Below are 12168 nucleotides of genomic sequence, written 5' to 3'. Positions count from 1 at the left end.
GATGCCATCACTGCTGCCGGATCCCTGAATTCAGCAGCAAGAGCAGCACTGCTTCTTTGCCCGCTCAGCGATGAGCGATCAGGCGTGCATTCGCGCGGCGGCGCATCCCGACCCCTGAATGGTTACGGCCCATCAAAGGGCACGGCCTGCAGAACCCAAGGCGTCTGCATCCTTGCATTCGCTCACATCAGAGGGGTCATTAGACGTGGCCAGAGGGCCGCTGCCCTATTGGCAACAAACTCCTAGAGCCCGTCAAACTGAGATCTCTGCACCTGTGCCGATGAAACTCACCGCTGCACTCACACCAGCGGAGGAAGAAAGGTATCTGGCCTCCAACCCTGAAACGGGCACAAGAACGGAGGGGCAGCCCATCGAGGAGGCCCTCACCAACCTACGAGAAGCCACCACTCCCTCTATGGAGGAGAGCTTGTCGAGATGACCTTCCAGCCAAATCTGGGCTTCGGCTAACTTCCCGAAGCGGGCCTTTGGGCTTCATTGAGATCACTGAGCAGATGGGTGCACTGCTCCAAAAGAACCGGCAGGTTGCTCTGGATCACGCCCCAGACGAGCTGATCGTTGATGGTTACATACTCGTGGGTGAGCTTGTTTCGAAAACTGATGATCTGTGGTGCCTGATCAATCTGAGCAAACAGGTCTTCATTTCGCCGTAGTCATCGAGGCTGATGCCATCGACGGCCATCGAGATGGCTTGGCATGCCTCGACCACATCGCTGAGAAAGGCCCGTGGATCACGCTTCATCAATCAGCTGCTTCGACGCTTCGATCGTGCGGCGCACATAGGGATTGTGCACGGCATCGGCCATCACCAGATTCACCGACTTGCATGTGATCGAGGCAAGTTGTTGCTCCAGGCCGAAGTAAGCGCGCACCAGGGCTCCGGGTTCGATCAGCTGGAACTCCACCAACAGATCCAGGTCGCTGCGGCTGGGCGAGGGCGAGGCTCGTGGGGCCAGAGAGATCTGCTCAGTATCGGCCCAAACCGCTCACGACGAACAGCTGTAGTGGGACACTCCACCGGCGTTGAAGAATTCCCGGGGCTTCAGGCGGTCGTATGTCGCCGCCAGCTCCGCTGCTGGCTCGTCGTAGGGATGGCTGAACACGTCCTGCAGCTCCTGGATCGCTCCGAATTCACCTTGCTCAGCCTGTTGATAAGCGGGTGCGACAAGCCACTCGCGCCAGGTGACTTTGGGGTTGATGCGTTTCATCGCCTCGGATGTCGCCTTGGTGTCGCCGGCTGCCGTGATGCGATCCCGCCAGCGTTGCAGCCACTGAGTCCATTGCGCATCGAGCTGCTCTGAGCTGGGCAGGTAGAAGCTCTCTTTCAAGGTGGAGAGTTGCTCTGGAATCTCAGAGAGCCGGCGGAAGAAGATCGTGTAATCCACCTTGGAGAGCACCATCAGCTCCAGCAGCTCGTTCACCAGCGCGGCGTCGTAGCTGATCAGGCCGAGCTTGCTGGCCCACATCGCCTCGATCTCCTGGCGCATCGCTTCGCTGAAGCCGCCCTGGATCTGATCCAGCCTTGCCAGTGCCTGCGTGTTGCCTGCGAGCAGTGGCCTGATGGCGGACCAGAACATCTGGTAATTGGCTTCAGCCGCAACTGGTTGGTTGAAGAAGCAGAAATGCTCGCCGCCGCCGGTCCAGGGCTGAAATCTGGGGTCGAACAGTTCGCAGAAGCCGAAGGGTCCGTAGTCGAGGGTGTAGCCACCGGCGGCGCAGTTGTCGCTGTTGAAATTGCCCTGGCAGTAGCCAACCCGCATCCAGTTCGTCACCAGTGCGGTGAGCCGCCCGCGAAACAATTCCGCCAGCTCCACCACCTGGTCGCTGAAATCCAGACTCGGATCAATCTCCGGCCGGTAGTTCCGCTCGATCAGGTGCTGAACGATCATCCGCAGCTCGTTCAGAGCACCCGGATGGGCCTCGCTGCGGGCGCGACGGGCGAACAGCTCCAGCTGGCCCACCCGCAGAAACGACGGCGCCACGCGGGTGGTGATCGCCGCTGGGTTGTCCACAAGGATGTCGGGATCGAATGACGTGGAGTTCGGTGAGTACCAGGGCCGGCGCACGGTTTCAGACCTGGACATCACCAGCGTCAGCGAGCGTGAAGTGGGCACCCCCAGGGCGTGCATGAACTCCTGCGCCAGAAACTCACGCACGCTGGAGCGCAGCACGGCGCGTCCATCGGCGCCGCGGCAGTAGGGCGTCGGGCCACCGCCTTTGAGTTGCATCTCCCAGCGCCTGCCCTTGAATACGCCTTCGAACACGGAAATGGCCCGGCCATCTCCATAGCCGTTGCCGGTTCCGAACGGACACTGCTGGATGTATTCGGTGCCGTAGATCGAGAGGGCATAACCGGTTGCCCAGCCGAACGGTCGCATCGGCTCCCGCGCCACGCTGATGTCGCCGGAAAACAGCCGGATGAACTGGTCGTCGTGGGCCAGCTCATCGCTCAGGCCCAGTTCGTGGAACAGGGTTCTGCTGTGCGCCACGGTCTCCGGCGCTGGCAGCGGAGTGGGCGTCACCGGCACGTAGTGACCGGAGAACACCTGGCGGGGCTTGTGATCGTGGCCATCGCCGCTCGCCTGAGGATCCGCATTCAGTGAATCCAGCAGCGAATAGTCGGCCCGTTGGGCAAACTCCGCGAACGTTGTTGTCAGAATTGCTGCGGGCACTGCTGCCGTCGCTGCTGTTGTCACTGTTGTCGTCACGGATCTCACGGGTTCTGGGCTGCCTTGGCCTGGCCCTGAGGTTGAGGCCATCATCCTGGCAAGAAGGGGTGCTCTGTCACGAAGCCCTCGTCTCCCCTGCTTGCTCCTGCAGCGGCCCATTCTCGCAGAGCGGCTGTAGGGGATGAGGGGGTGAAGGCAGTCGGCGTCAATCCAAAGTCTCCAACACGGTGTTGAGACGATCCATATTGTTCGCTGCTTCAGTTATCAGCAGGTCCCAGGAATCAGGCGGGTGGCCGTTTTTCAACATGCGCTGGAAGACCCGATAGGCGTCTGTTTTGCTGCCATATGCCCGCTTGGTGTCGTCGTCATTGACCCAGGCAAGCACGATCACCTTGCTGTCGGCACGGAACCGGAAAAACAGCCTGCAGCGCTGAAAGAACTTGGCTCGCCGCCAGTGCCGATGGTCGATCCCAAGTGTTGTTCCCTGCTGATATTCATCGCGGCTGGGATCCTCCGGAATCACCTCCAGGACCAGCTTCCTGATGGCAGCCAGGCGCTTGGTCGCGTTCTTTCTGCCATACCCCGCTGGATCCTTGGCTCTGAGCCGATCCACCTGGCTGATCAAGACCTCCAGCTGCTCAAGGAAGAAAGGATGGGCGTAGATCGTCCAGCCCAGGACGACCAGCGGCTTCTCGGTGCCTGCACTCACGCGCTCGGCTCGTCGCCGTCTTCTTCCTCATCAAGAGGAGCATCGAGATCTACTTCGATGGACCCAACGAGATCATTCAGCCGGGCCGCCAGATCTGCGTTCACGGGCCGAAGCCTCTCAGGATGGGCTGCAATGTCCCCAGCAAGCAAGGCCAGAAAAGGTGCCAAGGCGGGATCGTCGCTGCTGGAAACAGGAACGTGACGCTCCAGCACCACTTCACCGCTGCGGCCAATGCTGTAGCTGATCCGATCTCGCTTCTGCAGGCCGAGAGCTCGCCGGACCTCTTGAGGAATGGTGGTCTGGTAACGATCGGTGAGGGTGGATTCGATTGCGCGGGCAGAGCCGCTCCCGCTAGGGAGGACCGTGGCCATGGAGCAGCAGCAGGAAGTGATCACAATGTTAATGCAGCTGCATTGCCCCGAGCTCTTCAGGGAGAGCGAGCGCGCCGCTTTCCAGCCACAACTGAGCTGGCCGGCTCAGCAGCCCAGCAACCGCGCGGCATAACGCTGCACCGCGCTGAGGTGGTCGGCGTCGGCTCGGAGGCCGATGAAGCCGTCGGGCCGCACGGCCAGCAGGGTGAGGGGTCCCAGGCCAAGGCTCGGCGCTTCCTCCAGCGACAAGAACACCACGGCCTCCACCAGTGCCGGCGGAACCGTGCCGGTGGCCCGCTCGGCCTCCAGCTCTGCCTGCAGGGTGGTGAGTGCCTCCGGCGGTGCCTGCGGGGCGGCCAGCAGCAGCAGCGTGTGGCCGCGCCGGTGGGTGAGCTGGTGCAGCAGCGTCGCGCCGGCCCCGGGCGGCAGTGCTTTGGGCGGCAGGGCGATCGTGGTGGGCAGCCGCTGCCCGGCAGCGAGGGGGTGGCCACCCTTGCCGCCTTTGCCGCCGCTGATCGCTGAGCCGGCGTAGCTCACGTTCATCTCGGTTTCCGCCACCACCTCCTGCTGGCGGGCCACCGGGTTGGCCAGCATGGCGGCGATCGCCCGGTCGCGGGCGGCACGCGCCTCGCTCTCCTGCAGGGCGTGGGCCTGCTCGGTGGCATCGCCGGAGCGGCAGATCTGCTGCGCCACCGGACGCCGCTCCTGTTCGTAGCTGTCCAGCAGGGCGGGAGCGGCGGCGCCGTGGTGCACCAGCGCCAGCTTCCAGGCCAGGTTGGCGGCATCCTGCAGCCCGCAGTTCATGCCGTGGCCCTCGGCGGGAGAACACACGTGGGCGGCATCGCCGGCCACGAACACCGGCCCGGCGCGGAAGGCGCTGGCCACCCGGCTGTGGCAGTGGAAGCGGCTGGGGTTCTCCACGGCGCTGAAGCGGGCCGCCGGCAGGTAGCGCCGCAGCACGGCGGAGGCCTCTGCCACCAGATCGCCCTGCTCATCAGCGGGCCGCAGGTATACACGCCAGCGCTGCTCGGGCAGGGCAGTGAGGATCAGGGGCGAGGCGTCGAGGTAGGCCGCGTTCAGCTCATGGCTGTCGGCCCAGCCCTCCACCGCCGCATCGAACACGGCCCAGGGGCGGGCGATGGCATGGCCCTCGAAGCTGATGCCGCTCAGCTCGCGGGTGGTGCTGCGCAGCCCGTCGCAGCCCACCACCCAGCGGGCCTGCACGGTGTGCTCCTGCTCGCCGCAGCTCACTGTGGCCGTCACGCCGTCGCCGCTGGGCTGGAGAGCTACCAGCCGGCAGGCGCGCTGCACCGTGCCCCCCGCGCTCTCGAGATGGTCCGTGAGGATCGCTTCTGTCACCTCTTCTGAGAGCCCGATGTTGAAGCCGTAGCGGCTGCCGCAGACGGCCAGATCCAGTTCACCCAGCCGTTGGCCGTCGGCGTGGATCAGGATCCGCCGCTGCCGGCAACCGGCCTCGAGAAACCGATCCACCAGTCCCAGCGCCTCGAAGATCTCCAGCGAGAGCGGATGGATCACCGTGGCCCGGTCCCAGTGCAGGGCTTCGGCCCGGGCGTCGATCAGCAGGGTGGGCACGCCGCGGCGCTGCAGCTCCCCCGCCAGCAGCAGGCCCGTGGGGCCCGCTCCCACCACGAGCACGCAGGTCTGGCTGGGCAGGGTGGCAGGCACGGGGCGGTGGCGAGCGGTGGGTTACAGGGCTCTGCGTGGCGCAGATTAGGGCCGTCAAGCTCGGGCGAACCCGATCCGATGCTTCAGGAGTTCGGCCGATGCACCTGCGGTGCGTGAGAGATCTGGGCGGCGCGGGCTGCCGTCTGCTGGCGGCCGCCCTGGCCCTCGGCGCGACGGCGGTGCAGGCGGCCCCCAACGGCACCTGGCTGTCGCAGCCCCAGATCTGGTACTACGCCTCCCAGCGGTCGCTGGACACGACCATGGCCCAGATCCGTGCCAGCAACTACCGGATGGTGTTCCTGGACGTCCGCAAGGTGTCCGACGCGATGCAACAGGAGGCGGCAGAGGCGGCCCGCCGCCAGGGGCTCCTGCCTGTGGTGTGGGTGCAGTCTCCGCAATACCGCGCGCTGCGCATCGAAGACCTGGTGCATGAGGCCCGCCACGGCGACGGGATCCAGGTGGATGATCACTTCTTTGCCAATTACACCGTGGCGGATTTCTATCTGCTGCGGCAGCTGTACACCAAACCGATCTTCTGCAGCATCCAGCCTTTCCAGGCCCGCCTGGTTCCCAGGGCCGGCTGTAATCAGCTCGATGTGCAGTGCTACACCGCCCAGCAGTTCCAGCACTGCCTCAAGGTGGCCGACCGCCTCGGCGCCGTGGTCAGTCTCTCCACCCAGAACACGCTGGGGCATCGCAGCAAACTGGGCGGGAGACCCTTCAACACCTTCCTCTGGCAGGGGCGCTAAGTGTGTAGTCCCACCAGGTGATTCCGCTGAGCCCAGCTGGGAGCCAGCCTTGCGCCCACAATGCCTGAAGGCATTACCTGCCCCGAACCGGCGCCCCGATGAAGCACACCCTGAGCACCCTGTTCGCTAACGCCCTGGCAGTCGCCGCCCTGCTCACTGCCCAGGCAGCCGAGGCCTGCACGGGGATCCGGCTGATCGCCCGCAACGGCGATGTGGTCTTCGCGCGCACCCTGGAATTTGCGACAGACATCAAATCCGAAGTGATCATGGTGCCCCGGGGCTTTGCGCGCACCGGCACCGCACCCGGCGGCAAAGCGGGAATGCGCTGGACATCCCGCTATGCCTCCCTAGGTGCCAACGGGGAGAAACTGCCTTTCATCTTCGATGGTCTCAACGAAAAGGGGCTGGCGGTGGGCACCTTCTACTTCCCCGGCAGCGCCGGCTTCCAGGAGTTCAGCGCCGCCAGTGCTGGCAGAACCCTCGCCCCCTGGGAGCTCGGCTCCTGGCTTCTGGAGAGCTTCGCCAGCGTGGAGGAGGTGCGGCGCAACATCGGCAACGTGGTGGTGGCGGATGTGATCTTCCCGGCCTGGGGATTCACCCCTCCCGTTCACTACATCGTCAATGATGCCAGCGGCAAAAGTATCGTCATTGAATATATCGGCGGTAAGCTTCAGGTTCATGACAATCCCCTGGGAGTAATGACGAATTCGCCGTCCTTCGATTGGCACATGACGAACCTGCGCAACTACGTGAACTTTTCGCTCACCAACCCCGCTCCCGTCACGGTCGGCGGCGTGAAGCTGCAGCCCCTTGGCATGGGCGCCGGCATGCTGGGCCTGCCTGGGGATTTCACGCCCCCCTCGCGATTCGTGCGGGCGGCGGCCTTTTCCACCTCAGTCGCGGCGGGTAAGACGGGCGACGACGCCGTGCTCGAGGCGTTCCATGTGCTCAACAACTTCGACATCCCCAAGGGGGCAGCCCGTGAAGGCCACAAGGATGAGCACGGCAATGTGCTCGCCGACTACACCCTTTGGACCAGCGCCAACGACCTGGCCCGCAAGCGCTTTCTCTTCCGCACCTATGAGAACAGTCAGATCCGCTCCGTGGACCTGATGAAGCTGGATCTCAACGCAAGCACCATCAGCCGCTTTTCGATGCAGGGCAAGGAGCGGATCCAGCCGCTGAATCCCTGAAGCCACGCCTGCCGGAGGCGGCGACAGGCTCATCGTATCGGCCACGACGGCGGATCAGCTGGCGGTGCGTCTTTCGGGGCGCTTTCTCAAGTCCGGGAGCTGATATCTCCGCGGCGATTCTTCGGCGCCGTCATCTTCCCTGGCGGACTGATCCGGGCAGTGTGGCCATCCGTCAGAACGTTGTCGAAGGCGTCATTGCCGATCACGTAGTCGCGGTAGCGGGATGTCATCCGGGCGAGCTGGCCGAGCGTGACCCGATCCGCATTCGGGATGTCCGGCAGCCAGCGCGAGAGCTTGTCGTCGAGGCTCACCTTTTTTCGTCGACGAGTTGCAGCAGCGTCGCCACATAGGAAATCGCGACAGCGCCGTCGCCAAGAACGCGCCTCGCAGATTGGGCGAGCCAGCGTGGATTTTCACTCGCTCGTGCAGAGGGCCCAGTGTTCCGTCATCGCTTCGCCATGCTCCGATCACGCCGCTGGCTCGCCCTCGCTGCAGCTCTGCTGCTCCAGATGCCCGCCCAGGCTGAGCTGGCTGCTGCTTTGCCTGAGCAGAGCATTCGCAGCTACGTGAGGGCTGTACTTGGCGCTGACGGTGCTGCCTACGCCGCCCACACCACAGGAGATCCGCTCGGCGAGCGGCGCCTCGCGGGTGCAGAGCGGAACGAGGAGCTGCTGCGCCGGCTGGAGGACGATCCCGCAAACCTTGTGATCGAACCGATCCGGCCGTTCGAGTTCCGAGGTCGGCCCCTGGCGGAGCAGGAAGCCTCACGACTGCCGACCGGCGCGGTGGGGTTCTACCGCCTGTATTTCCTGGGCGGAAACGTCTCGATCGTGCGGCTGATCCGCAGGGATGACGGCTGGAAGGTGGATCTGCGCTGGGGGCTGGAGGGCAAGACCGACGTGGAGAGCACCTCGCCCCCGGAGCTTGAGCCGTCAGGATCGCCACAAGCGGTCGCACGCCGGCTGCTCCTGGCCCTGCTGGCCCTGGACCCCATAGCTGCCCGATCCCTGATCGTCTCCGGCAGCAGTGAGGAGCTGCTTTTTCTGGGGGCGCCCTCCAGTCCTGAACCATCGGGCCAACTGATGGCACTGGCGATGGAAATGCCGCTGGTCTCGCTGCAGCCAGGTGAGTTTGCCGCCCTGCCCGACGGTGAGGTGGCGGAGGGGAGCTCAGACCCTGACAGGCTTCTGCTGCTCGGTCTCTTCGGAGTCGTGGAACTCCCCTTTCTGGTGCGGCGCACCGGCGGAGAGTGGCGTGCCATGCCCCAGCCCTACTTCAAGGTTCTGGAGTGATCGCTTTCCTCCCCGCCGCGGTGATCTACAGCCACCGCCTCCGCGAGCCGGCCAGCCGGTGACCAAGGAGCAACCCGGAGCCTGGCGAGTGGAGATCCGCGAGAGTGGACGGAGCGGGTCTGTTATTTATTTTGAAGGGGCAGAAAACATCACCTTTCACTGGGAATTCTGCGGCGGCGAAACTGTTGCGTCTATCTGGATCGGCGAGAGCGGCGAATGGAACGCCCGCCATCCCTGGGCGGCGGGGTGGCGGCAGGAGATTCTGGAGCACATAGCCGAGGAGGTGGTGCGCCTGAAGGCTCCCACCTGCAGCGCCTTGATTGAGGAGCGGTCGGGATTCATCGCGATCAAGCAGCGCCCAGCGGGCAGTGAACAGCGTCAATGAACGCCTTGAATCGGCCCGGATCCTGGCGCTCCTCGTCAACGCAAGCGCTCACTGGGCAGACCACCAGACCTTCGTGGATGCCGTCTCCAGCTTGATTGGATCGGTGCTCTGAACGAAGGGGCCCTGGCTGTGCCATCAGAAACGCGATCACCCCATCGCACCAGCGGATCCACTCCTGCTCGAAGGGGCCCATGGATTCAGGCAAGGGGGGTGGTGGCCAGGGCAGCCGCTGCCGGTATTGACGGACGTGGCCCCTGGCCTCGCTGACGAATGAGCAGCTTGTGCAACGTGTCCGCTTGCAGCACCGCCACCGGTGCCAGCGCGATCGGGCCGAGGTAGCTCACAGGAAAGCGGGCCATTTCGAACACGGCGGCCATGGGGGCTACCAGCACCAGGATGCCGGCCACGACCGGTTCGCTCAACCAACCCAGCCACAGCAGCGGGTTGGGAATCGCCAGCAGTTCCCAGAAGGGGCGCCGGTCGCTGCGGCAGGCCAGCAGCGCCCCCATCTGGCCTGCCACGATCAGGCAGAAGGCCACCGTGGAGGCCCGTTGCTGGATCGCCTGCACCGCAGGCGCGGCGCGGTGGTGGAGCAGATCGGGGGCCAGCTGCTGCACGGCGGCGAGGTCGACGCCGTTGTTGTGCCACACCAGCAGGTAGCCCGCCATCGAGATCAGACCCTCCACCAGCCCCAGCACCAGGTAGGCCCGCACCATCAGGGGCCGGTTGAGCAGGGGCAGGTCCCGGGGGCGGGGCGGCTGGTGCATCACCCCTGCCTCGGGGGCTTCGGAGCCAAGCCCCAGGGCCGGCAGCAGATCGGTGCCGAGATCCACCGCCAGGATCTGCAGCACCGTGAGCGCGGCCGGGATCCGCAGCACCACCATCGCCAGGAACGGCACGACCTCCGGCATGTTCGAGGCAAGGATGTAGGTGATGAACTTGCCGATGTTGGCCACTACCGAGCGGCCAAACCGCACCGCCTCCACGATCGTGGCGAAGTTGTCGTCGAGCAGCACGATGTCGGCGGCCTCGCGGGCCACATCGGTGCCGCTGATGCCCATGGCGAGGCCCACGTCGGCGACACGCAGGGCCGGTGCGTCGTTGACGCCATCGCCGGTGACGGCCACCACTTCGCCCAGGGCCTGGTAGGCCTGCACCAGCCGCAGCTTCTGCTCCGGAGCCATGCGGGCGAACACCAGCCTGTGGCGGTACTTGAGCAGCTGCCGCAGATGCACGTCGCTGATCTGGGCCAGGGTGGAGCCCTCGATCACCCGCACGGGATCGGCACCTGCGCTGTGGCTAGGGGCGGAGCTCGGCTCCAGCAGGCCGATCTGGAGGGCGATCGCCTGGGCCGTGAGTCCGTAGTCACCTGTCACCATCGTCACCCTGATACCGGCATCGCGGCAGCGGCGGATGGCGTCGGGCACTTCCGGTCGGGGCGGGTCATAGAGGCCCAGCAGACCGAGGAGGGTCTGGCCCGATTCCAGAACGTCCGCCGGCGCCGTGTGCAGGTCTTCCCCCCCGGCTCGCAGGGCCACGGCAATCACCCGGTAGCCCCTGGCGGCCAGGTCGTCATTGGCGGCCACCACCCGCCGGCGGCGGATCTGATCGAGCGGTTCGCTGCCGCTGGGCGTGAGCCAGGCTTCGCAGCGCTCCAGCACCTCCAGCGGCGCTCCCTTGGTGATCACCAGGCTGCCGTCGGCGGCGATCGGCAACGGCGGGTCGTTCCACGTCACCAGCACCGTCATGCGCCGCCGGTGTGAATCGAAGGGGATCTCGCGGCGGCGCGGGTGGAGGCGCTGCCGCTGCGCCGGATCGAGGCCGGCGGCCTGCGCTGCCTGCAGCATCGCCGTTTCGGTGGGATCACCGACGGCACCACCGGCATCGAGGCGGGCGTTGCTGCAGAGGGCGGCCCCCTCCAGCAGCAGCCGCTGCAGCTCCTCGCCGGGAACCGGCAGCCAGGTTTCCTCCACCGCCATGCGGTTGCAGGTGAGGGTGCCGGTCTTGTCGCTGCAGATCACGCTCACCGAACCCAGCGTTTCCACCGCCGAGAGACGCCGCACCAGCGCCTTGCGACGGGCCATGCGCTGCACGCTCAATGCCAGTGCCAGGGTGACCGTGGGCAGAAGGCCTTCGGGCACGTTGGCCACGATGATCCCGATCGCGAAGACCAGGCTCTCCAGGGGCGTCATGCCCACGAAGGCCAGGCTCAGGGCGAAGGCGAGCAGGCCCATCGTGATGGCGATCGTGCTGATCGTGTGCACGATCCGGGCCACCTGCTGCTCCAGGGTGCTGGCGCTGCGGTGGGTGCCGGCTGTGAGGCGGGCCACCTGGCCGAATTCGGTTTCGGCGCCGGTGGCATAGACGATCGCCTCGCCCCGGCCGGAGGCGATCGTGCTGCCCGCCAGCAGCAGGTTGGGCCTCTCAGCGGTGGGCAGACGCAGCTCGGCCTGAGCGGCGGGCAGGTCGATGGCCTGACGGGCAACCGGCACTGATTCACCGGTCAGCACCGAAAGATCGACGCGCAGCTCATTGCCCACGCTGATGCGGCAGTCGGCCGGCACCCGATCGCCCTCCTCCAGCAGCAGCCGGTCGCCGGCCACCAGATCCTCGGCGGAGCGGAAACCAAGCCTGCCGTCTCGCCACAGCTGCACCTGGCGGGGCAGGGCGCGGGTGAGAGCGGCCAGGGTGCGCTCCGCCTGGAACTCCTGCCAGAACGAGAAGATGCCGTTGATCAGCACCACCGCCCAGATCGCCCAGCCCAGCTGCGGTGTGCCGGCCACGAAGGCCAGCATCCCGGCGATCCAGAGCAGCAGGGCCATGAAGTGGAGCATCTGGTCGAGGAAACGCAGCACCAGGGGCCGGCGTTTCAGCGGCGGCAGCCGGTTGGCGCCGTAACGCTCCAGCCGCTGCTCCGCTTCCAGCTGGCTGAGACCCTCGGGGGTGGTGCGCAGGCCTGGATACACCTGCTCCAGCGGCAGTGACCAGATCGGCTGGGAGGCAGCAAGCAGCACCGGGGCAACAGGCTGGGGTGCCTTCAGGATGGCCGGCCTGGATCCGATGGAGTGTCAACCATCGACAAGGTGTAGATGTTGT

The 12168-nt window shown here is 65.7% G+C and carries 12 protein-coding genes; 4 read left to right on the top strand and 8 right to left on the bottom strand.

The genetic code is table 11. The annotated features are described in order from the left end of the window. Positions 1 to 464: 464 nt before the first annotated feature. From KBY93_RS16300 to KBY93_RS12835, 6 genes are all read right to left on the bottom strand, one after another. Positions 465 to 620 (bottom strand): DUF86 domain-containing protein, encoded by a 156-nt coding sequence (locus tag KBY93_RS16300; RefSeq protein WP_399223166.1) that lies wholly within the window; start codon positions 618 to 620, stop codon positions 465 to 467. A gap of 129 nt (positions 621 to 749) precedes the next feature. Further along, a complete protein-coding gene (locus KBY93_RS12855; protein ID WP_255094825.1) occupies positions 750 to 926 on the bottom strand; it encodes a hypothetical protein in 177 nt (58 codons plus the stop codon). A gap of 78 nt (positions 927 to 1004) precedes the next feature. Then, on the bottom strand, positions 1005 to 2780 hold the full coding sequence (locus KBY93_RS12850; protein ID WP_255094824.1) for a YdiU family protein: 1776 nt from the start codon (positions 2778 to 2780) through the stop codon (positions 1005 to 1007). Positions 2781 to 2892: 112 nt separating this feature from the next. After that, a complete protein-coding gene (locus tag KBY93_RS12845; RefSeq protein ID WP_255094823.1) occupies positions 2893 to 3396 on the bottom strand; it encodes a type II toxin-antitoxin system YhaV family toxin in 504 nt (167 codons plus the stop codon). Next, positions 3393 to 3767, bottom strand: a complete 375-nt coding sequence (locus KBY93_RS12840; protein ID WP_255094822.1) for a type II toxin-antitoxin system PrlF family antitoxin — start codon at positions 3765 to 3767, stop codon at positions 3393 to 3395. Before KBY93_RS12840 ends, KBY93_RS12845 begins: the two co-directional genes overlap by 4 nt. 105 nt (positions 3768 to 3872) lie before the next feature. After that, positions 3873 to 5453 carry an FAD-dependent monooxygenase gene (locus KBY93_RS12835; RefSeq protein WP_255094821.1) on the bottom strand — a complete coding sequence of 527 codons (1581 nt, stop codon included), beginning with the start codon at positions 5451 to 5453 and terminating at the stop codon, positions 3873 to 3875. Between the two features lie 98 nt (positions 5454 to 5551). On the opposite strand from KBY93_RS12835, the gene KBY93_RS12830 reads away from it, so the two are divergent. Together KBY93_RS12830 and KBY93_RS12825 are read left to right on the top strand one after the other, a co-directional pair. Further along, positions 5552 to 6202 carry a hypothetical protein gene (locus tag KBY93_RS12830; protein ID WP_255094820.1) on the top strand — a complete coding sequence of 217 codons (651 nt, stop codon included), beginning with the start codon at positions 5552 to 5554 and terminating at the stop codon, positions 6200 to 6202. A 98-nt stretch (positions 6203 to 6300) separates the two neighbouring features. Next, positions 6301 to 7395 carry a linear amide C-N hydrolase gene (locus tag KBY93_RS12825; RefSeq protein WP_255094819.1) on the top strand — a complete coding sequence of 365 codons (1095 nt, stop codon included), beginning with the start codon at positions 6301 to 6303 and terminating at the stop codon, positions 7393 to 7395. A gap of 86 nt (positions 7396 to 7481) precedes the next feature. Here KBY93_RS12825 and KBY93_RS12820 read toward each other — a convergent pair whose 3' ends face one another. Continuing rightward, positions 7482 to 7706: a beta-lactamase family protein gene (locus KBY93_RS12820; protein WP_255094818.1), complete on the bottom strand. Its 225-nt coding sequence runs from the start codon at positions 7704 to 7706 to the stop codon at positions 7482 to 7484. A gap of 147 nt (positions 7707 to 7853) precedes the next feature. Here KBY93_RS12820 and KBY93_RS12815 point away from each other — a divergent pair, with 147 nt between their 5' ends. Then, positions 7854 to 8687, top strand: a complete 834-nt coding sequence (locus KBY93_RS12815) for a hypothetical protein (RefSeq protein ID WP_255094817.1) — start codon at positions 7854 to 7856, stop codon at positions 8685 to 8687. A gap of 88 nt (positions 8688 to 8775) precedes the next feature. Next, positions 8776 to 9072, top strand: coding sequence for a hypothetical protein (locus KBY93_RS12810; RefSeq protein ID WP_255094816.1), 297 nt, complete (start codon positions 8776 to 8778; stop codon positions 9070 to 9072). A 197-nt stretch (positions 9073 to 9269) separates the two neighbouring features. Here KBY93_RS12810 and KBY93_RS12805 read toward each other — a convergent pair whose 3' ends face one another. Then, positions 9270 to 12086, bottom strand: a complete 2817-nt coding sequence (locus KBY93_RS12805; RefSeq protein ID WP_255094815.1) for a cation-transporting P-type ATPase — start codon at positions 12084 to 12086, stop codon at positions 9270 to 9272. Between the last annotated feature and the right edge of the window lie 82 nt (positions 12087 to 12168).

The sequence above is a fragment of the Synechococcus sp. J7-Johnson genome (genome assembly GCF_024345795.1).
Lineage (GTDB): Bacteria > Cyanobacteriota > Cyanobacteriia > PCC-6307 > Cyanobiaceae > Regnicoccus_A.
Note: the sequence above shows the minus strand (reverse complement) of the source record. Positions and strands in the feature narration are given on the sequence as shown.